At 65.1% G+C, this 19756-nt stretch carries 21 protein-coding genes and 1 pseudogene; 10 read left to right on the plus strand and 12 right to left on the minus strand.

Annotation, left to right across the window (positions count from 1 at the left end; genetic code table 11):
• Nucleotides 1-45 precede the first annotated feature (45 nt).
• Nucleotides 46-1323 (minus strand): DEAD/DEAH box helicase, encoded by a 1278-nt coding sequence (locus ASD75_RS17730; RefSeq protein WP_056747185.1) that lies wholly within the window; start codon nt 1321-1323, stop codon nt 46-48.
• A gap of 239 nt (nt 1324-1562) precedes the next feature.
• Between ASD75_RS17730 and ASD75_RS17735 the strand changes: the two genes are divergently transcribed.
• Genes ASD75_RS17735 through ASD75_RS17745 form a run of 3 tightly spaced genes read left to right on the plus strand, consistent with a single transcriptional unit; the run spans nt 1563 to nt 2618 of the window.
• Nucleotides 1563-2033 carry a DUF2721 domain-containing protein gene (locus ASD75_RS17735; protein ID WP_056064262.1) on the plus strand — a complete coding sequence of 157 codons (471 nt, stop codon included), beginning with the start codon at nt 1563-1565 and terminating at the stop codon, nt 2031-2033.
• The gene (locus tag ASD75_RS17740; RefSeq protein ID WP_056747186.1) at nt 2030-2392 is read left to right on the plus strand and encodes a translation initiation factor Sui1; all 363 of its coding nucleotides are present in this window, start codon (nt 2030-2032) and stop codon (nt 2390-2392) included. Before ASD75_RS17735 ends, ASD75_RS17740 begins: the two co-directional genes overlap by 4 nt.
• Before the next feature lie 13 nt (nt 2393-2405).
• On the plus strand, nt 2406-2618 hold the full coding sequence (locus tag ASD75_RS17745; protein ID WP_015014757.1) for a DUF3820 family protein: 213 nt from the start codon (nt 2406-2408) through the stop codon (nt 2616-2618).
• On the opposite strand, the gene ASD75_RS17750 is transcribed toward ASD75_RS17745, so the two are convergent.
• Complete coding sequence (locus ASD75_RS17750; RefSeq protein WP_056747187.1) at nt 2573-3697, minus strand: branched-chain amino acid ABC transporter permease; 1125 nt, start codon at nt 3695-3697, stop codon at nt 2573-2575. The genes ASD75_RS17745 and ASD75_RS17750 overlap by 46 nt on opposite strands.
• Nucleotides 3672-4253: a GNAT family N-acetyltransferase gene (locus ASD75_RS17755; protein ID WP_082565071.1), complete on the minus strand. Its 582-nt coding sequence runs from the start codon at nt 4251-4253 to the stop codon at nt 3672-3674. Before ASD75_RS17755 ends, ASD75_RS17750 begins: the two co-directional genes overlap by 26 nt.
• Nucleotides 4254-4379: 126 nt before the next feature.
• Here ASD75_RS17755 and ASD75_RS17760 point away from each other — a divergent pair, with 126 nt between their 5' ends.
• Together ASD75_RS17760 and ASD75_RS23945 are read left to right on the plus strand one after the other, a co-directional pair.
• A complete protein-coding gene (locus ASD75_RS17760; RefSeq protein WP_056064250.1) occupies nt 4380-5273 on the plus strand; it encodes a LysR family transcriptional regulator in 894 nt (297 codons plus the stop codon).
• Nucleotides 5274-5310: 37 nt separating this feature from the next.
• Entirely contained in the window at nt 5311-5484 is a 174-nt protein-coding gene (locus ASD75_RS23945; RefSeq protein ID WP_165836502.1) for a LiaI-LiaF-like domain-containing protein, read from the plus strand.
• Nucleotides 5485-5530: 46 nt separating this feature from the next.
• On the opposite strand, the gene ASD75_RS17765 is transcribed toward ASD75_RS23945, so the two are convergent.
• Nucleotides 5531-6025: a group III truncated hemoglobin gene (locus ASD75_RS17765; protein ID WP_056747227.1), complete on the minus strand. Its 495-nt coding sequence runs from the start codon at nt 6023-6025 to the stop codon at nt 5531-5533.
• Between the two features lie 17 nt (nt 6026-6042).
• A complete protein-coding gene (gene ytfE / locus ASD75_RS17770) occupies nt 6043-6792 on the minus strand; it encodes an iron-sulfur cluster repair protein YtfE (RefSeq protein WP_056064247.1) in 750 nt (249 codons plus the stop codon).
• A 90-nt stretch (nt 6793-6882) separates the two neighbouring features.
• Here ytfE and ASD75_RS17775 point away from each other — a divergent pair, with 90 nt between their 5' ends.
• Nucleotides 6883-7401 carry an Rrf2 family transcriptional regulator gene (locus tag ASD75_RS17775; protein ID WP_056747228.1) on the plus strand — a complete coding sequence of 173 codons (519 nt, stop codon included), beginning with the start codon at nt 6883-6885 and terminating at the stop codon, nt 7399-7401.
• A gap of 92 nt (nt 7402-7493) precedes the next feature.
• Here the strand turns inward: ASD75_RS17775 and serB are convergent, their stop codons facing one another.
• The 5 genes from serB to ASD75_RS17800 all read right to left on the minus strand — a co-directional run bounded on the left by serB (nt 7494) and on the right by ASD75_RS17800 (nt 10452).
• Complete coding sequence (gene serB / locus ASD75_RS17780) at nt 7494-8207, minus strand: phosphoserine phosphatase SerB (RefSeq protein ID WP_056747189.1); 714 nt, start codon at nt 8205-8207, stop codon at nt 7494-7496.
• Between the two features lie 159 nt (nt 8208-8366).
• Nucleotides 8367-8555, minus strand: coding sequence for a DUF3149 domain-containing protein (locus ASD75_RS17785; RefSeq protein WP_056747190.1), 189 nt, complete (start codon nt 8553-8555; stop codon nt 8367-8369).
• A 98-nt stretch (nt 8556-8653) separates the two neighbouring features.
• On the minus strand, nt 8654-9451 hold the full coding sequence (map, locus tag ASD75_RS17790; protein WP_056064239.1) for a type I methionyl aminopeptidase: 798 nt from the start codon (nt 9449-9451) through the stop codon (nt 8654-8656).
• Complete coding sequence (locus ASD75_RS17795; protein ID WP_015014749.1) at nt 9448-9702, minus strand: ParD-like family protein; 255 nt, start codon at nt 9700-9702, stop codon at nt 9448-9450. Before ASD75_RS17795 ends, map begins: the two co-directional genes overlap by 4 nt.
• A gap of 81 nt (nt 9703-9783) precedes the next feature.
• The gene (locus tag ASD75_RS17800) at nt 9784-10452 is read right to left on the minus strand and encodes a hypothetical protein (RefSeq protein WP_056747191.1); all 669 of its coding nucleotides are present in this window, start codon (nt 10450-10452) and stop codon (nt 9784-9786) included.
• 428 nt (nt 10453-10880) lie between these two features.
• Between ASD75_RS17800 and ASD75_RS17805 the strand changes: the two genes are divergently transcribed.
• The gene (locus ASD75_RS17805) at nt 10881-13250 is read left to right on the plus strand and encodes a bifunctional diguanylate cyclase/phosphodiesterase (protein ID WP_056747192.1); all 2370 of its coding nucleotides are present in this window, start codon (nt 10881-10883) and stop codon (nt 13248-13250) included.
• Nucleotides 13251-13283: 33 nt separating this feature from the next.
• Here ASD75_RS17805 and mfd read toward each other — a convergent pair whose 3' ends face one another.
• On the minus strand, nt 13284-16751 hold the full coding sequence (mfd, locus tag ASD75_RS17810) for a transcription-repair coupling factor (RefSeq protein WP_056747193.1): 3468 nt from the start codon (nt 16749-16751) through the stop codon (nt 13284-13286).
• Nucleotides 16752-16848: 97 nt separating this feature from the next.
• Here mfd and ASD75_RS17815 point away from each other — a divergent pair, with 97 nt between their 5' ends.
• Together ASD75_RS17815 and ispF are read left to right on the plus strand one after the other, a co-directional pair.
• A complete protein-coding gene (locus ASD75_RS17815) occupies nt 16849-17763 on the plus strand; it encodes a 2-C-methyl-D-erythritol 4-phosphate cytidylyltransferase (RefSeq protein ID WP_082565072.1) in 915 nt (304 codons plus the stop codon).
• Nucleotides 17764-17877: 114 nt separating this feature from the next.
• A complete protein-coding gene (gene ispF / locus ASD75_RS17820) occupies nt 17878-18357 on the plus strand; it encodes a 2-C-methyl-D-erythritol 2,4-cyclodiphosphate synthase (protein WP_056064230.1) in 480 nt (159 codons plus the stop codon).
• Nucleotides 18358-18402: 45 nt separating this feature from the next.
• Here ispF and ASD75_RS17825 read toward each other — a convergent pair whose 3' ends face one another.
• Nucleotides 18403-19440: a LacI family DNA-binding transcriptional regulator gene (locus ASD75_RS17825; RefSeq protein WP_056747194.1), complete on the minus strand. Its 1038-nt coding sequence runs from the start codon at nt 19438-19440 to the stop codon at nt 18403-18405.
• 221 nt (nt 19441-19661) lie between these two features.
• Here ASD75_RS17825 and ASD75_RS23790 point away from each other — a divergent pair.
• Nucleotides 19662-19756: pseudogene (locus ASD75_RS23790) on the plus strand (5-dehydro-4-deoxyglucarate dehydratase); the annotation flags it as partial.

Here is a 19756-nt window from a genome sequence, read left to right on the forward strand (position 1 = left end):
TGGATGCCACCCCGCTCACCCTCAGTCAAGCACTGCAGGCCCCTTTCAGGCGCCTTTTTTGTGGGCAGCGGGAGCATCGGCTGCCTGCACCGCTGCTGCGCGCAGCTTGTCCTTTTTGCTGGGGCGTTTGCCCTTGATGCCGCCGGTGCCCCCGGGGTCGGTGGATGGTGCGGGCGCGGGAGCCTCGGTGGGTTCAAAGCCCGCAATCTGCTCGCGTGGGATGGTGAGGTGCTGGCGTTTTTCGATCAGCCGGAAATGCGCCTCGGCATCGGCGGTCACAAAACTCACGGCCATGCCGCTCTCGCCCGCCCGGCCGGTGCGGCCGATGCGGTGCACATAGTCCACGGCCGATCGGGGCAGGTCGTAGTTCACCACGGCAGGCAACTGCGCAATGTCGATGCCGCGTGCTGCGAGGTCGGTGGTCACGACCACCTGCCAGCGCTCATCCTTGAACTCCTGCAGCACCTGGTTGCGCGCGCCCTGGCTCAGGCCGCCGTGGAAGGGCGATGCAAAAATGCCCGCCTTGTACAGCTTCTCGGCCACATGCTCGGCCGCGTATTGCGTGGCCACAAATACCAGCACGCGCGACCAGTTGTGCTCCTTGACCAGGTGGCGCAGCAACTGGGTGCGGCGACTGGCGTCCACCGCAATGGCGCGTTGTTCGATGGCGGGCTCGTTACCCGGTGTGTGGGGCACCTCCACGCGCACCGGCTGCTTCAGCAGGCCATCGGCCAGTGCCTGCACCGCGGTTGGGAATGTGGCCGAGAAAAACAGGTTCTGCCGCCGGGCTGGCAACAGGGCCAGCACGCGCTGCAGTTCCTCGGCAAAGCCCAGGTCCAGCAGCCGGTCTGCTTCGTCCAGCACGAGGTGTGCCACGGCCGACAGGCGCAGCGCGTTGTGGTCCACCAGGTCCAGCAGGCGGCCCGGCGTGGCCACCACAATGTCGGCGCCGCCGCGCAGGCCCAGCATCTGCGGATTGATCGACACGCCGCCGAACACGATGGCGATCTTGAGCGGTTGCTGCAGGTGCTGCGCGAGGCTGCGCAGCACTTCTCCCACCTGCGCTGCCAGTTCACGGGTGGGCACCAGCACCAGGGCGCGCACCCGGCGCGGGCCGCCAGTGGCGCTGAGCTGCAGCTGCTGCAGCAAGGGCAGGGCAAATGCCGCCGTCTTGCCCGAGCCCGTCTGTGCGGCACCCAGCAGATCTACCCCCTGCAGGATGGCCGGAATGGCGCCCGCCTGAATGGGCGTGGGCGCCACAAAGCCCGCCTTGGCGGCGGCATGGACAAGGGCGGGGGACAGACCGAGGGAGGCAAAAGGCATGGAAAGGCGCTGGGAATGCGTTGAAGAAGGCACGCAAGGCAGCGCGGACAAAGCAGTAATGGCCCGCATTGTCGCCGCGTTTGCCCGATGCCCTCTTGCCCGGTGCCTTCTCACAGGCCAGCAATGCGCGCCTTGCACCTGCAAGATTGCAGGGAATGCGAGTGCTCGGCCCCTGCGTTGGGCAACCGATAATCGGGCCGCACCGTTTTTCGTTGACAGTTTTCCCGGACCCGAACCCCATGGCTTTGCCCCTAGATACCTCCGCCATCACCCACGGCATCCAGCTGGCGGTGGCGCCCGTGTTTTTGCTCACTGCGGTGTCCGGCATGATCGGCGCGGTGGCCGGCCGCCTGGCCCGGATCATCGACCGGGCGCGTGTGGTGGAAGACCGCGCGCGCGTCAATGCCGAACCCGAATTTCTGGCCCGTGCCTACAAGGAGCTGGCGGACTTGCGTTTGCGTGGACGGCTGGCCAACGGTTGTATTGCGCTGCTGACGTTTTGCGCCTTCCTCATTGGCACGACCATCATCCTGCTGTTCCTGGGCGAAACCACCGACTTTCAGTCCAGCCGCCTTGCGGTGGGCGGGTTTCTGGCGGGCGTTGCGTGCTTTTTGCTGGCGCTGGTGTGTTTTCTGACCGAGACGCTGCTGGCCACGCGCCTGCTCGACTTTCACATGCTGCAGCAAGAGGTGGAAGGGAAGAAACCATGAAGTCTCTGGCAGACCTGGGCGGCCTGGTGTATTCCACCGAGTCGGGCCGCATGTGCCCCACCTGCCGCCAGCCGGTGGCGCAGTGCACCTGCAAGCAGAGCAAGCCCCTGCCCACGGGTGATGGCATCGTGCGCGTATCGCGCGAGACCAAAGGGCGCGGCGGCAAGGCGGTCACCCTGGTCAAAGGCGTGCTGGTGGACGAGACTGCGCTGGAGCAGCTGGGCAAGCAGCTCAAGGCCGCCTGTGGCAGCGGTGGCACGGTGAAGGACGGCGTGATCGAGGTGCAGGGCGACCACGTGGAACGTGTGATGGCCGCGCTGCAGAAGCTGGGCCACAAGGTCAAGCGCGCAGGCGGTTGAGGAGCCCAGGGCAATGGACGCAGAGAAACTGCAACGCCTGGTCACCACCGAGATGCCGTACGGCAAGCACAAAGGCACGCTGCTGGCGGACCTGCCGGGCAACTACCTCAACTGGTTTGCGCGCGAGGGGTTTCCCAAGGGCGAGTTGGGCCAGTTGCTGGCGCTGATGCACGAGATCGATCACAACGGGCTGTCGGACCTGCTGCGGCCCTTGCGGGGGCGGTGATTCTTCCCCAGTGCCTGCGCTGCGTCGGGCGCTGGCCACAGGCCGCTGGAGCGCCACAACATGGTGACGATCATGGCCAAGGCAATCAGCAGCGGGCGCATCACGCCCGCATCCAGTAGCCCGTGCGTTGCTGTCTGCAGGGGGCCGACCACATAGCGCAGTACCTCTGGCAGCGCTGCGAGCAGCACGGCTCCCAGTACCACCCCGGGGATATGCCCCATGCCGCCAAACACCACCATGGCAACGATGAGCACCGACTCCTGCAGGCTGAAGGCCTCGGGGGAAACGAAGCCCTGAAAAGCCGCAAACATGGCGCCAGTCACTCCGCCAAAGCTGGCGCCCACGCCGAAAGCCAGCAGCTTGAGGTTGCGGGTGTTGATGCCCATGGACCGGGCTGCGGTTTCATCGTCGCGGATAGCCATCCATGCGCGGCCGATGCGGGAGTGTTGCAGGCGCAGGCAGACAACGATGGTGAGCGTCACCAGCGCCAGAAACAGGTAGTAGTACAGCGTGACCGACGCCACCTCATGGCCCGCCACCACCAGGGGTCGGCCCAGGTCCACCCCCAGGATGTGCACCGGGTCAATCAAGCCCAGACCCTGGGCGCCCTGCGTGATGTTGACGGGGTGGCTCATGTTGATGACCAGCAGGCGCACGATTTCGCCAAAGCCCAGGGTGACCACCGCGAGGTAGTCACCCCGCAGCTTGAGGGTGGGGGCTCCCAGCAGCATGCCGAGCAGGGCCGCGCATGCCGCGCCCAGCGGGATGGTCACCCACCAGGGGGCGTGCAACCCCTGCGGGAACAGCGCCGCGATCCACCCAAAGTGGTCGGTCAGGTGGGGTGAGGTCAGCAGGGCAAACAGGTAGGCACCCAGTGCGTAGAAGGCCACATACCCCAGGTCCAGCAGGCCCGCATAACCCACCACCACGTTCAGGCCCAGTGCCAGCATGACGTACAGCAGGCTGACGTCAGCAACGCGCACCCAGTGGTGGCCGAAGGGTTGCAGTACCAGGGGCAGCAGGAGCACTGCGAGGACCAGGCCTGCTTGCGTGCTACGCCGTTCGAAGATCGTGCTCATGGGTGATGCCGTGGCTGGGGCGGTGGATGGGACGCTGCATGAAGCGCCAGTGGCTGTGCAGTGCCAGCGGCACCTCGGTGCCTTCGTAGGCCGCGCAGTCGGCGTAGCCGTGGGCTTCGTACAGGCGGTGTGCTGCCTGCATGAAAAGGGCGGTGTCCAGGCAAATGCGGGTGTAGCCCGCCTGACAGGCATCTGCGTACAGCTTGCGCAGTGCCGACGAACCGAGATGCAGGCCCCGGTAGGCGGGGCGGACGTACAGGCGCTTGACTTCGACGGTGCCTGCGCCCAAGGGCCGCAGGCCACACATGCCTGCGGCTTCGCCATTCACGGCGATCAGGTAGTACGCGCTGTTTGGCCGGTTTTCGGTCTGGGAGACCTTCAATCCGGGCAGGTCCTCCGGTGGCAGCGACAAGCCGGCACGCGGGGAGAGGGCCGGAAAGCACCGGGCTATTTCGCCATGCACCCAGCGCAGATATTCAGCCTGCAAACCCATCAGCGACTTTCGGGTTTCGCAGGTGCTGGCGGAGTCGGCGCGAAGGAATGACGGGTTCGGCATGGCGTGGATGTGTGGAAGTGCAAGAAGGTTAGACTGGATCGAATCAGCAAAAAAGTGGCTTTCATTCCTTTTATTGCGGAATAAAAAGATTGAATTGGCTGTGCTCAACCGGAGTGAACAACGCAGATGGACAAGCTCAGTGGCATGTTGGCCTTTGTGAAAACGGCAGAGCTGGGCAGCTTTGTGGCCGCGGGACGGGCGCTGGAGATATCGGCGTCTGCGGTGGGCAAGGGCGTGGCGCGGCTGGAGCAGGAGGTGGGCGTGCGCCTATTGCAGCGCAGCACCCGGCGCATCCAGCTGACGGCAGAGGGGCGCCTGTTCCATGAGCGCTGCCGGCGCGTGCTGGACGACCTGGACGACGCGCAGGCCATGCTGTCGCTCTCGCGGGAGACCCCACGGGGAAAGCTGCGGGTGAGTGCGCCCATCGTGGGCTACCACTTCCTGATCCCTCTGGTGCCGGAGTTTCTGGCGCGCTACCCCGAGGTGGAGCTGGACATCACGTTCAGCGACCGAGCGATCGACCTGATCGACGAAGGCATTGACGTGGCGATTCGCAGTGGCGACCTGCGCGATTCACGCCTGGTGTCGCGGCCCTTGCAGACCTTTCGGCTGCTGCTGTGCGCTGCGCCCAGCTACCTGGAGCGCCACGGCACGCCCGCTGCACTGCGCGACCTGGAGCGGCATGCCTGCGTGCGCTTTCGCCACCCGGATTCCGGCAAGCTGCTCGACTGGCCGTGGCGCGAGGACCTGGGCAGCGACGAGCCACGCCTTCGCACGGTGCTGGCCTGCAACAACATCGAAGCCGTTCTGGGTGCCACCCTGCGGGGGATCGGTATTGCCTGTATGCCCGACTTTCTGGTGCGCGATGCCCTGGCAGAGGGGCGACTGGTGAGCGTGCTAGAGCCGCACCTGGGCCCGGCCCGCCAGTTCCGGGCACTGTGGCCCTCCAGCCGCCATCTGTCGCCCAAGGTGCGCGTGTGGGTGGATTACCTGGGCGCGCAGTTGTCCCGCCCGCCATAATCGCGGCCATACCAACAACCACACCGAGGGAATGCACATGAAGGGCAATATCGCTGCGATCGTTCTGGTCGTGCTGGGCGTGTTTTTTCTGCTGACCAACCTGGGACTGATCAGCATCAGCCTTCGCGAGCTGCTGCGGGTGTGGTGGCCTGTGGCACTGATAGCAGTGGGTCTGGCGCTGTTCTTCACGCCGGGCAACAAGGGCAAATAAGCCAGAAGCGGGCGCTGGTGGCGACCGCGCTGCCAGTCGGCAGTCTTCAACCTTGCTGGGTTTCTCCGCTGTCCTGGTGGCGGGCGCCGTGCTCATCGCGCCTATGGCGCCCATGGCCCTCGTCGCGGGGCTGCACAAAACCGGGGTCGTTCGCAAAGTAGCCCCGGAACAGGTTGCGTGCAATGCCATGGGCCGCCACCTGCAGGTCGTGCGCCACCTCCGGCGCAAACAAGCGATTGGTGTGCTGTTGCCACAGCGCCACCCAGGCCGCAAAGTGGGCGGGCGTGACGCCCTCCAGCGCCATGTGTTTGCCGAAGACATCGCCTTTGAAGCTGCGGGCGCCTAGCGCGACGGTGCTCCAGAAGTCCACCAGGCGCTGCAGGTGGGCGTCCCACTGGCCGTGCAGGGCCTTTTCAAACACCGGGCCCAGAAGCGGATCGCGCCGCACATCCCCGTAAAAGCCGTGCACCAGTTGCGTGATGCTCTCCGCGCTGGGGGCGAGCTTGCCGGCGGTCTGTGTAGGGTGGGCTTCTTCGGTCATGGCGGCAGTGTGCTGGCTCACTGGCAGCCGCAGGCTGACGTGGCACAAGCTTGCGCGGGTGCAGCGCTGGCTTCGAACCGCGGAAACAGCACGTTGTTTTCCAGGTGGATGTGGTTGATGAGGTCGTCGCCCAGCTGGGCAATGCCCGCGTAGAGCGCGCGCCAGGTGTTGCATGCACCTTGGGGAGGCGTGGCGTCATTCGTCAGCGCGTTGAGCTTGTCCAGCGCCTCGCCATGGTCCACATGTTCGGCGCGCATCATGCCGATGGGCTGGCCCACAAACGGGTTGCCGCCGTTCTTGAGCATGGGGAACAGCACCTGCTCTTCCTTGAGCATGTGCGACAGCAGCTCCTCGTGCATGGCCTCCAGGTGGTCGGCCAGGCCGACCGGTACCTGCGGGTGGTCGCGGTGCACGGCCTCCACGCGGCGGGCCATGCGGATCAGCTCGGGCAGCTGCTGGCGGTGCACCTCGTGGTAGCGCGCCAGGATGTGGTCGATGAGCGCGCTGGGCGACGCTGCCTCGGGCACGGCGTCGCTGCGCTGCAGGGCAGCCAGCTCGGCCAGCACGGCGTCGGCGTCCAGCCCCTTGTCGGCAGCCGCCTTGGCCAGGCTCACCTGGCCACCGCAGCAGAAGTCCAGCTTGAGGCGCCGAAACACCGCCGTGGCGCCCGGCAACTGCACGGCGATCTGGCCGATCTGCTGCTCGGCGCTCAGCGGCAGTGGGGTGGTGGGGGCTGTGGCGTGCAGGGTGTCGATGCGGGCGTTCATGGTGGTCCTTTAAAGATTCATATCGTGTGAATATTTTAGCGAATAAAATTCAGGATGTATGCATCTTTTTGATTGATCTGCGGCAAACCCATGCGACTGACCCAATGGACCGACTACACGCTGCGCGTGCTGATGTATTGCGCCGCCACCGAGGGGCGGGCGCAGCCCGTCACCATCACGGAGGTGGCCGAGGGCTATGGCATCTCGCGCAGCCACCTGATGAAGATCGTGCAGCAGCTGTCGGCGCAGGGCCTGCTGGAGACCACGCGCGGGCGGGGCGGTGGCATGCGGCTGATGGTGCCGGCGTCGTCCATCCACATTGGCGCGGTGGTGCGTGCCACCGAGACGGACTTCAACCTGGTGGAATGTTTTGACCCTGCCTCCAACCAGTGCCGCCTGAGCAGCCACTGCCGGCTCAAAGGGGTGCTGGGCCAGGCCATGCAGGCCTATCTGGAGGTGCTGGATGGCGTGACGCTGGCGGACCTGGTGGCGCCCACGTCACCCCAGGGTGTGGCGCTGCTGGCCACGGTGGCCGCCCCGCGCGCCGGAAGTGCCCGCCGCAGGGCCTCGTTGGTGCCTGGATTGCCCGATGCACCTGGATTTGAATAAAAACGGCGTGATGCGCTAGTGCTACATGCCCGGATAACTATCAAATTAATAGCATCCAGTGGCGCCCTGTACGTACTGATGCGCCACGCCGCTCAGCGCAGCACTTCCAGCAAGCGGTCGAGCCCGCCCTGGTTGATGGCCACCTTGGCCTGTGCACGCACGGCGGGCTTGGCGTGGTAGGCCACCGACAGGCCGGCGGCACCCATCATCGGCAGGTCGTTGGCGCCGTCGCCCACGGCAATCGCCTGCTGCGGCGAAATACCCATGAGCGAGGCCACTTCCAGCAGCGTGCGGCGCTTTTCTGCGCCGTCGCAGATGTCGCCCCAGGCCTGGTCCACCATGCGGCCCGTCAGTTGGCCGTCTTGCACTTCCAGCATGTTGGAGCGCGCAAAGTCGATGCCCAGGCCCGCCTTCACGCGGTCGGCAAAAAAGGTGAAGCCGCCCGAGACCAGCAGCGTGGTGAGGCCCGCAGCCTTGGCGGCGGTGATCAGCTCCTTGGCACCGGGGTTGAAGCGCAGGCGCTCGGTGAACACCTGCTCCATGTGCTGCACCGTCACGCCCTTGAGCAGGGCCACACGCTGGCGCAGGCTCTCCTTGTAGTCGGTGATCACGCCCTGCATGGCTGCCTCGGTGATGGCGGCCACCTCGGCCTTGCGGCCGGCGGCATCGGCGATTTCGTCCACGCACTCGATGTTGATGAGGGTGGAGTCCATGTCAAAAGCGATGAGCTTGTAGGCGGACAGGGACAGCGGAGGCTCGATGCCCTGGATGACGAGGCCAGGGGCGAATTCGGTTGCGTGGGTCATGGCAGAAAAAGGGGGAACAAATGCGGGGTAAGAACCCGCAATGGTATCCCTGGCAGGCTTTTGTTCCCGCCGTGCCCGCCACGCTCGCTCCAGGCGCTACCCGGGAGACTGGGCGGCAGAGGCCGCGCCCCGTGCGCGGCTCTCGTCAGATCCTGTGCCTCAGCGGGGATGCGGCAGGTTCTGGCCGCCGCCTTTGAGGGCCTTGGCGGCTGGGTTGGGCTGGGGCGGCTCGTTCATCTTGACCAGGAACATGCGCACAAAAAATGCGGCCATGCAGATCATGAACCCGATGCCGATGATGCTCATCAGGCCGTAGTCGGTAGAAAACAGATCGTTCAGCAGCTTCATGGAGACCCTCCTTGTGGTGGTGTTCACCACTATCGGATGGTCCCTGCGGCGGCTGCTTGTGCTGTGTCAAAGACTGCGGCGTGCGGGCAAGATGCAGGTCAAACCATGGCGGGATAGCGGCCAGTGCCTTCGGGCCAGGGCGTGAGCACCTCGAACCCATCGGCCGTCACGGCCACCATGTGTTCCCACTGGGCGGACAGCGAGCGGTCGCGGGTGACCACGGTCCAGCCGTCGGCCAGCTCCTGCGTATCGCGCTTGCCGGCGTTGATCATGGGCTCGATGGTGAAGACCATGCCTTCCTCCAGCCGCAGGCCCTGGCCACGCTGCCCGTAGTGCAGCACCTGGGGCTCGTCGTGGTAGATCTGCCCGATCCCGTGGCCGCAGTATTCGCGCACCACGCTGAACCGCTCGCGGTGGGCCACGGTCTGTATGGCATGGCCCACATCGCCCAGCGTGGCGCCGGGGCGTACCTGGGCAATGCCCGCGCACATGGCCTCGTAGGTGGTGTCCACCAGGCGGCGCGCCAGCGGGCTGGGCTCGCCCACAAAGTACATGCGGCTGGTGTCGCCAAACCATCCATCCTTGATGATGGCCACATCGATGTTGATGATGTCGCCCGCCTTGAGCACCTGCCCCGGCGACGGAATGCCGTGGCAGATCACGTGGTTGACCGAGGTGCACACCGTTTTGGGATACCCCAGATAGCCCACGTTGGCGGGGGTGACCTGCAGTTCGTTCACGATGTAGTCGTGGCAGAGCCGGTCCAGTGCCTCGGTGCTGACGCCGGGCTGCACGTGCGGCGTGATCATGTGCAGCACGCGGGCGGCCAGGCGGCCGGCCTCACGCGCCTGGGCGATTTCGGCGGGGGAGCGCAGGGTGACGCGGGACGATTTCATTGAACGCGCCGCCCGCTGTGGCCCGGCTTGGCGGCCACGGAGGCCGCCACCGTGTCCAGATCGAAGCCCCCGGCCTGTTCGGCGCGGATCAGCAGCTGGCAGATGTCGCTGTGGTCGAGGTTGGGATGCAGCTCGGCCAGCATGCCGATGCGCATCCAGTGTTCTGCCTGTGCGTTGATGGAGCGAGACAGGGCGTTGCTGGCAACGCGCAGGTTCTCGTGCATTTGGTCTGAAATTTTGACAATACCCATGCAGCGAATTGTATTCGAAACATATACGTTTCGTATCGCTGCGTGTCTGCAGTGCCTGTGGTGTGCGCTGGCAACACTGCGCTACTGCGGAGGGCGCTTCAGATAGAGCTGGTCGGACCAGGTGGCCAGCCACTCGGGCTTGAAGGCCACAAAGATCGCGGTGAGCATGCCCGTCACAAACCCGTCGCCCCAGGCCATGAGCCAGCGGGCCACCAGAGACAGTTCGTTGCCCACACCGGGCAACAGGTGCCCGGTCCATTGCGACAGCACACCGGCAGCAAACACGCAGGCCACGGTGCCCAGAAACGCGCGGCCCAGCACGTACACAAATGGCTGCGTACCGACAAAGCGCCGGACCAGCGCGCCCAGCGCCAGGGCCAGCGTGGCGGGCACCACGCCCAGCCAGATGGCGGCGCCCAGCGCATCGGCCCAGTCCAGGGCGGGTGAGAGCAGGCCCGCAATGGCGCCCACTGCCAGCAGCACGGGGATGGCCAGCGGCCAGCCCAGCATCAGCACCACGAGGCACGCGCCCGACCATTGCAATTGCAGCGGCATGGCGTGCAGCGTGGGCAGCGCCCACAGCCAGGGCAGGAACACGAGAGTTGCCAACAGAGGTGTCAGCAGCGGCGACAGTGGATGTTGTCCATCGTCTTGTCCTGCCGCACCCTTTGGCCGCTCCAGGAGGCGCCAGGGTTGCGCCCACAGCGATACAGCCAGTGACAACAGAAGGAGCGCGGCTTCAATCAGCATGGTGATGGTGGGCTGCGTTGCCGCTGAAAGTGTTGATGGAGGGAGGTCTGCAACAACGCATCGCTGGCGGTGCTTGAGAGGTTTGCGTTCAGCCTTGGAATTTTCGCATTCATGGCGCCCAACGTTTCCCCTTTTCCGATTCGTCAGCGATTCATTCGATGCATCACCTCAACGTGTTTGACCTCAGCATCACAGCGGTAGTAGCGGCCCACGCCGGTGCCTGCGATGTTTGGCATGGGGCCCTGGGTCCGTTGCGCTGGTCCTGTCGCATTCCGTGTGGACCGATGGTGAACTTGGGCTGCTTCTCACTGGAAGCCAGTGTGTTTTCTTGATGTGAGTCAAGAACTGCCTGCGCGGTCGCCAATCCACCATAAATCGTTTAGCACTTTAGGAGTTGCCCCCCAGAATGGGCCTCTTGGAGGCTCTCCATGATCAACAGGTTTTTGAATCGGGTGTCGCCGTTTCGAAGCGTTCGGGCGCGCTTTTCCGCAGTCATGGGCGGATCCGGCATTGTTTTGGGCCTTGCTTTGACATTCTTCATGGAATGGCATCTGGAGGACAGCTTGAGCAACTCTGCGCGGGACGCGCTCAATGGGGTGGCAGACGAGATCGCCCATGAACTGAAAGAAGACCTCGCCAGCAGGCAGCGCGAAGTTTCGCTGATGGCAGGCATGATTGGTCCACACCATGCCCTGGATCCCCATTCCATCCAGCAGGTGATGGATGGGCTCCAGCGTCGCGAGGACACTTACGCCTGGATTGGGCTTGCAGATATGCGGGGCAGAGTCACTGCGGCAACGGGCGGGATTCTTCGGGATGTCGATGTGTCCGCACGGCCCTGGTATTCCGCCGGATTGAATGGCGTTTTTGTCGGTGACCCGCACGATGCGGTTTTGCTCGCCAAATCGCTGCCCCCGCGGGTTGATGGCGAGCCCTTGCGATTTCTGGATGTGGCTGCGCCCGTACAGAATGCGCAAGGCAGTGCCATTGGGGTGCTTTCAGCGCATTTGCATTGGGACTGGGTCCATCGGGTGGTTGTCGAGGCAGTGAACAAGCGCCGCAAGAAGGCCCGCATCGAAGTCTTGATCGCAAACCGTACGGGCGAGTGGCTGCTGCAGAGCAATACCGACACGAAGGTCGCAAACACCTCGCTGCAAGCGGTGTTGCAGGACCCAGCGTACTTGATCGTCTCTCAGCTGGTGGTCACTGAAGTTCCCCCAGATGGCCTGGGCTGGACGGTGGTGGTCCGGGAGGATATTGCTACCGCGTATGCCCAGGTTTACGAAATCCGCAAGCTGATGTTGGCCTTCACTGCACTGGTGGCGGTGCTGTTTGCTGTTGCCTCCTGGCTGCTGGCGGGCCGATTGGTCCGACCAATCGTGGCTCTGGCAGATGCAGCCAAGTCGCATACCAACCTCATTGGCACCAGCAGCGCACAGCCTGGACGCAAGGCCCTCGACGAGACATTGGTGCTGGGGGCCGCCATGGACCGCCTCGCTCATCGCGACAGGCTGACAGGGTTGTTCAATCGCGAAGAACTGCTCAACCGGTTGCACCACGCCATTGAACGCGCTGCTGTCCAGCACAAGGCTGCAGCGTTGCTGCTGGTCAATCTTGACAATTTCAGCGTGCTCAACAACACGCGAGGCCACGAGGCTGGCGATCAGATGCTCATTGCAGCGGCCAGTCATCTGAGGCAACTGGAAGCGTCAGGGGCCGTCTTGGCGAGGATTGGAGGTGATGAATTTTTGGTGCTCGCCGAAAATCTGGGCTGCGACGCTTCCCAGGTCCACCAGCGAGTCACCGCGATGGCAGCGGATGCGCTGGAGCATTTGCGGGGGCCTTTCGTGCTGGGTGGTGTGGCCTGCGCGGGGCAGGCGTCTATCGGCATTGCGCTGGTAGGCGATGACTTGGCAACGGCCGACGATATCCTGCAGCGCGCGGAACTGGCGATGCTGGAGGCCAAGAAGCGTGGCAAGGGGCAGGCTGTGATGTTTGATCGGAGCATGCGCGACGCGCTGCACGAACGTGTGCAATTCGAACAGGCCCTCAAGGGAGCGATTCCAAGCCAACTCATCGCGTATTACCAACCCCAGGTCCACGTTGCAACGGGGTTGATAGGGGCGGAGCTTCTGGTGCGATGGCGTCACCCCGTCCTGGGCATGGTGTCCCCGGCCCGTTTTATTCCCTTGGCAGAAGAGACGGGCCTCATACACCCCTTGGGCCGGTGGGTGCTGGAGACGGCCTGTCTTCAACTGCGCGAATGGGAGGCCGATCCCGCCAGGAGCCATCTGGTGTTGGCCGTCAACGTCAGTGCCAAGGAGTTTCGCGAGCAGGGCTATGTCCAGGGGGTGCGCAGCATTTTGCATACCACGGGTGCCAATCCGCAGCGCCTGAAACTGGAGCTGACCGAAAGCGTACTGGCCGAGGATGTGGAGGAAATTGTGGCCAAGATGCAGAAACTGAAGGCCCTGGGTATCCGCTTCTCGCTGGATGATTTCGGCACTGGTTTCTCATCGTTGGGATATCTGAAGCGTATGCCGCTGGATCAGCTCAAGATTGACCAGTCGTTCGTGCGTGATGTCGTCATGAACGCCAGCGACGCCTCCATAGTCCGGGCCGTCATTGCGTTGGGACAGGGGCTGGGCCTTGAAGTCATTGCCGAAGGCGTGGAGACCGTAGCGCAGCTCGAGCTGCTTTGCCGCTACGGGTGTACCAGCTACCAGGGTTATCTCTTCGGTCGCCCAGCGCCTGTTGAGGAGTTCGCTAGTGAGGTGCAGAACGACTGGAGCACCTGACCGAAGCAGCGCTCCAAAGGTGCTCCAAGCAAATTATGCAGACACCGCCTTTGGCTGCCCCAGCGACCGCAAGATGTCCCGCACCATCTGTGCCCGGTCCTTCGGGTCCTTCAGCTCGCGCTCGATGCGCAGCTTCTCGTTGCCCGCCAGCTTGATGTGCTTGTTCTTCTGAATCAGTTCAATGATGCGCATCGGGTCGATGGGCGGCTGGGGCTTGAAGGTGATGTTGATGACTCCGGGGGCGGCGTCCACCTTCACCACGCCGTACGGCTGGCTCAGCACGCGCAGGCGGTGCACGTCGATCAGCGTCTGCGCCTGCGGCGGCAGCTTGCCGAAGCGGTCCACGATCTCTTCGAGCAGGCCGTCGATCTGGTCGGGGTTCTTGGCGGTGGCTAGCTTCTTGTAGAACGACAGGCGCAGGTGCACGTCGCCGCAGTAGTCGTCGGGCAGCAGGGCGGGGGCGTGCAGGTTGATGTCGGTGGTGACACTCAGTGGGCTCAGCAGGTCCGGCTCCTTGCCGGCCTTGAGCGCCTTGACGGCTTCATTGAGCATCTCGTTGTACAGCTGGAAGCCCACCTCCAGCATGTTGCCGCTCTGGTTCTCGCCCAGCACCTCGCCCGCGCCGCGGATCTCCAGGTCGTGCATGGCCAGGTAGAAGCCGCTGCCCAGTTCTTCCATCTGCTGGATCGCATCGAGGCGCTGCGCGGCCTGCTTGGTCAGGCCCTCGGTGTCGGGCACCATCAGGTAGGCGTACGCCTGGTGGTGGCTGCGGCCCACGCGCCCGCGCAGCTGGTGCAGCTGCGCCAGGCCGAACTTGTCGGCGCGGCTCATGATGATGGTGTTGGCCGTGGGCACGTCGATGCCGGTCTCGATGATGGTCGAGCACAGCAGGATGTTGTAGCGCTGGGCCACGAAGTCGCGCATCACGCGCTCCAGTTCGCGCTCCGGCATCTGGCCGTGGGCCACGGCGATGCGCGCCTCGGGCAGTATCTCTTCGAGCTTCTGGCGGCGGTTCTCGATGGTCTCCACCTCGTTGTGCAGGAAGTACACCTGCCCGCCGCGCTTCAATTCACGCAGCACCGCCTCGCGGATCACGCCCGTGCCCTCGTTGCGCACAAAGGTCTTGATCGCCAGGCGCCGCTGCGGCGCGGTGGCGATGACCGACAGGTCGCGCAGGCCTTCCAGTGCCATGCCCAGCGTGCGCGGGATGGGTGTTGCCGTGAGGGTCAGCACGTCCACCTCGGCGCGCAGGGCCTTCATCTGCTCCTTGTGGCGCACGCCGAAGCGGTGTTCCTCGTCGATGATCAAGAGGCCCAGGTTGTGGAACTTGGTGGATTCGGAGAGCAGCTTGTGCGTGCCCACCACGATGTCCACCGTGCCGTCGCCGATGCCCTTGATGGCGGCGGTGATCTCCTTGCCCGAGCGAAAGCGCGACACCTCGGCCACCTTCACCGGCCATTTGCTGAAGCGGTCCACCAGCGTCTGGTAGTGCTGCTCGGCCAGCAGGGTCGTGGGCGCGAGGAAGGCCACCTGCTTGCCGCCCGTGACAGCCACGAAGGCCGCGCGCAGCGCCACCTCGGTCTTGCCAAAGCCCACGTCGCCGCAGACCAGGCGGTCCATGGGGCGCGGGCTGATCATGTCCTGGATCACCGCGTGGATGGCGGCGTTCTGGTCGGCCGTTTCTTCAAAGCCGAAGTCGTTGGCAAAGGTCTCGTAGTCCTGCGGGCTGTAGCGGAAGGCGTGGCCTTCGCGCGCCGCGCGGCGGGCATAGATGTTGAGCAGCTCGGCCGCGCTGTCGCGCACCTGCTCGGCGGCCTTGCGTTTGGCCTTTTCCCACTGGCCGCTGCCGAGCTTGTGCAGCGGCGCCTCATCAGCGCTGACGCCGGTGTAGCGGCTGATCAGCTGCAGCTGGCTCACGGGCACGTAGAGCACGGCCTTGTCGGCGTATTCGAGGTGCAAGAACTCCTGCATGGCGGGCGTGCCGTCGGGGTTCTTGTTGCCCACGTCCATGTTGACCAGGCCCCGGTAGCGGCCGATGCCGTGCGCGCTGTGCACCACGGGGTCGCCCACGTTGAGCTCGGCCAGGTCCTTGATCAGCGCCTCGACGTCGCTCACCTGCTCCTGCTTCTTGCGCCGGCGCGTGGTGGGGCCGGCGGCGAAGAGCTCGGTCTCGGTGACGAAGTCGATGCCGTCCTCGATCCAGCTGAAGCCCACGGTGAGGCCGGCGGTGGCGATGCCCACCTTCTCATCGTCCGCGCCTTGGAACTCGGCCAGCGAGTCGAAGGCAGGTGGGTTCACCCCGCTGGCGCGCAGAAAGTCGAGCAGGCTCTCGCGCCGGCCATCGCTCTCAGCCAGCAGCAGCACGCGGTGTTGCGTGTTGCGGATGTGGGCGTGTAGACGGGCCAGCGGGTCTTCGGCACCACGCACCACCGACAGGTCGCCCAGCTTCTGGAAGTGCGGGTTGTCGGCAATATCCTCCACGCCGGGGCGGATGGACAGCTGGGCATGCTCCTTGGCGCGCGTGTAGAACTGGTCGGCCGAGAGGAACAGCGCCTCGGGTGGCAGCACCGGGCGCTCGGGGTCGCCCTGCACTAGGCGAAAGCGGTCTTTCGTGTCCTGCCAGAAGCGCTGGAAGGCGGGCTCCAGGTCGCCGTGCAGCACCACGGTGGCTTCGCCGCCCAGGTAGTCGAACACGGTGGCGGTCTCGTCGAAGAACAGCGGCAGGTAGTACTCGATGCCGGCCGTGGCCACGCCCGCGCCCATGTCCTTGTAGATGCGGCTCTTGGTCGGGTCGCCCTCGAGCATCTCGCGCCAGCGGCTGCGGAATTTGGCGCGCGCCTCGTCGTCCATGGGGAACTCGCGGCCGGGCAGCAGGCGCACCTCAGGCACGGGGTACAGGCTGCGCTGGCTGTCGGGGTCGAAGGTGCGGATGCTGTCGATCTCGTCGTCGAACAGGTCCACGCGGAAGGGTACGAGCGAGCCCATGGGGAACAGGTCGATCAGCCCGCCGCGCACGGCGTACTCGCCCGGGCTCACCACCTGCGAGACATGGCTGTAGCCCGCCAGCGTGAGCTGGGCCTTGAATTTGGCCTCGTCGAGCTTTTGCTTGACCTTGAAGTGGAAGGTGTAGCCCGCGAGGAAGGAGGGCGGCGCGAGCCGGTACAACGCGGTGGTGGCGGGCACCAGCACGACATCGGCTTCGCCTTGCGAAATGCGCCACAGCGTGGCCAGCCGCTCGCTGATCAGGTCCTGGTGCGGGGAGAAGGTGTCGTAAGGCAGCGTCTCCCAGTCGGGGAACAGTGCGCAGCGCAGGCCCGGCGCAAAAAAGGCCATTTCGTCGATGAGCCGCTGTGCATCGGTGGCGTCGGACGTGACGATGGCGGTGGTGTGGCCAGCGGCCTTGTCGCGCTCGGCCAGGCGTGCCAGCAGCAGGGAGTCGGCGCTGCCCACGGGGCGGGGCAGGGCAAAGCGTTTTCCGGGGGAGAGTTTGGGGAGTTCCATGCGGACGGTGTCGTCAGTGGGCCCACCGCATCCCCAGGGGCGCGAAACACGCACGGGCTGGATCGGGGGCAACGGGAGATTTTAGAATGAGCGCTCCATGACTGCTCCTCTGTTGCACCCTTCGCTCACCCCCTTGTCGGCCCAAGGGCGTTTTTGGGCCTTGGTGCCCTGTGCAGGGGTCGGGTCGCGGGCCGTGCCGGCAGGCGCAGGCATGGCCCCTTCTGCACAGCCTGTGCAGGCATCGACCGTGGCGGCTTTTTCGCCCGCCTCAGCGTTGTCTGCCAATGCACCCGTGGCGGTTGCCCCGTTGCCCAAGCAATACCACCTGGTGGCAGGCCATCCGATGGTGCTGCACACACTGGCTGCGTTTGCCGGAGTCGGGCGCTTGCTGGGTACGCTGGTGGCCGTGGCGCCAGGGGATCACTTTCTGGATGCCCATGCCCATCCCGCATTTTTTGTGGTGGAGTGTGGTGGCCCCACGCGTGCCGACACGGTGCTGGGTGGCCTCAAGGCGCTGCTGGATCGTGGTGCCCAGCCTGGCGACTGGGTGCTGGTGCATGACGCAGCGCGCTGCCTCGTGACCTCAGAGCAGATCGATGCGCTCATCGACCAATGCGCGGGCGACAGTGTGGGGGGCCTGTTGGCGCACAAGCTGGCCGACACGCTCAAGACTTCCATCGACGGCCCGGGCGGCGTGCGCGTGGCCTCCACCGTGGACCGCAGCGACAAGTGGCTGGCGCAGACGCCGCAGATGTTCCGCATCGGCCCGCTGATGGAGGCCATCGACAAGGTGGGCTCCAACGTGACCGATGAAGCCAGTGCGATGGAGGCCCTGGGTTTTCACCCCCGGCTGGTGCCCGGCGGGGCGCAGAATTTCAAGGTCACTTACCCGGACGATTTCGCGCTGGCGGCTGCGGTGCTGGCCCAGCGTGCGCACAGCACCACGCTGGAACGCTTTGGCGGGGAGCGGGGGCAGGTGAGTAAGGCCCCTGGCAAGAAGAATCTTTTTTAGTCCGCTGCGCATGGCGCTGCCGGCATCACTGGCGCGCTGACTGCGTTGCTCATCGAGGGAAACCGTCCGACGTTCCCCGCGACTCCTCACACAAACCTTCACAAAGGCAGACAAATGAATTTCAGGATTGGAGAAGGCTGGGACGTACATGCGCTGGTGCCCGGCCGCCGCCTGGTGATTGGTGGGGTGGAGATCCCTCACCCGACAGGCCTGCTGGGCCACTCGGACGCCGACGTACTGCTGCACGCCATCACTGACGCGCTGCTGGGCGCGGCGGCACTGGGAGACATTGGCCGCCATTTCCCCGACACCGATGCCGCGTTCCGGGGTGCAGACTCGGGCGTGCTGCTGGCCGAGGCGGCGCGGCGGGTGCGCGCAGCGGGCTTTGAGATCGGCAACATCGACAGCACGGTCGTCGCCCAGGCCCCACGCCTGGCGGCGCACATCCCTGGCATGCGGGCCGCCATCGCCCGCGCGGTGGGTGTGGCAGAGGACCAGGTCAATGTGAAAGCCAAGACGGCCGAGCGCCTGGGCCCGGTAGGGCAGGGGCTGGCCATGGAGGCACGGGCCATAGCGCTGGTCTACCGGGCGTAAGCCGCTGGGGATTGGCCCGGCCTTTGCCGCAGGGTCTTGCAGCGCTCAGCTGCTGCTGCGCTCCACGATGGAAAAGCCGATGTCCACCACGGGCTGGGCGACTGCCTTGCTCTCGGCCCGGTCGGCAATCCACTGAGCTGCTGTCTGGCCCATGCGTGTGCCATCGATGCGCACGGTGGAAAGAGCCGGGCTGACGGTCGCGGCAAAGTCGATGTCGCCAAACCCCATCACAGCGAGTTGCTGAGGCACTGCGATTGCGCGGGCCCTGGCTTCGGTGAGCACGCCCAGGGCGAGCATGTCGGAGCTGCAGAACACTGCGTCGATATCGGGCACGTCGGCCAGCAGGGCTGCGAGCCCGGCACGGCCATCTGCGTGGGTGGTGGGTGATTTACCCAGTCGCACGGCGGGCGGGCGCAGCCCCAGGCGCGCGGCGGCGTCGGCAAAGCCCTGAGCGCGCCGCGCTGCGCGCTCGTCTCCGCCACTGAGCAGCGCCAGCCGTCGCCGTCCCCTGGCGAACAGGTGCTCGCACACGGCGGCGCCCAGCGCTTCGTGGCGCAGGCCGACCAGCATGTCGATGGGGGTGTCCGTGAAGTCCCAGGTTTCCACCACCGGAATGCCCGAGGCCATCAGCAACCGCCGCCCCTCGGGTGAGTGCATGACCCCCGTGAGCACGATCCCATCGGGCCGCCGGCCCACGATGGCGCGCAGCAACTCGTCTTCGCGTGAACGGGCGTAGCCCACCTGGCCCACCATGACCTGAAAGCCGCGCAGTTCCAGCGCATCGGTGAGGGCCTGCACCATTTCACCAAACAGAGGCCCCGTGAGCGTGGGGACCAGTGCCGTCACCACATGGCTGCGCGCCGAACGCAACCCGCCTGCCACCAGGTTGGGCACATAGCCCAATGCGGAAACGGCTTCCTGAACCCGTTGCCGTGTGCGCTCAGACACCTGCTGCGGCGTGTTGATGGCGCGAGACACGGTAATCATCGACACGCCTGCCCGTTCGGCCACCTCGCGCAGCGTGACCGCCGAGCGGTCGCGGCCGGAGGGTGGGGCAGTGCGGGCCGGATCAGGAGCTTGCATGGTGGTGGAGTCTAAAGGGCGCGTGACTTCGGGCTGGCACCGTGCACGCTACTGTGCGACGGCACCCCAGTGAAATTCGTCAACATAAGGGTTTTCACTATGTTGTCTGATGATGTTAACGTTAACATTTGCATAAATCGCAGAAATTTCTCCGCATAGAGCAGAAATTCTGTGACTTGTACGACTTCTAAAGACCTCTTACCCACCGCCCGCTTTTCACCATGACCCCGCAAGAACTCAAAACCATCATGGGCTCCGGCCTGCTCTCGTTCCCCATCACCGACTTCGACGAGCAGGGCAACTTCCGCCCCAAGAC

Origin of the sequence: Acidovorax sp. Root568 (genome assembly GCF_001427445.1) — a bacterium.
Lineage (GTDB): Bacteria > Pseudomonadota > Gammaproteobacteria > Burkholderiales > Burkholderiaceae_C > Acidovorax > Acidovorax delafieldii.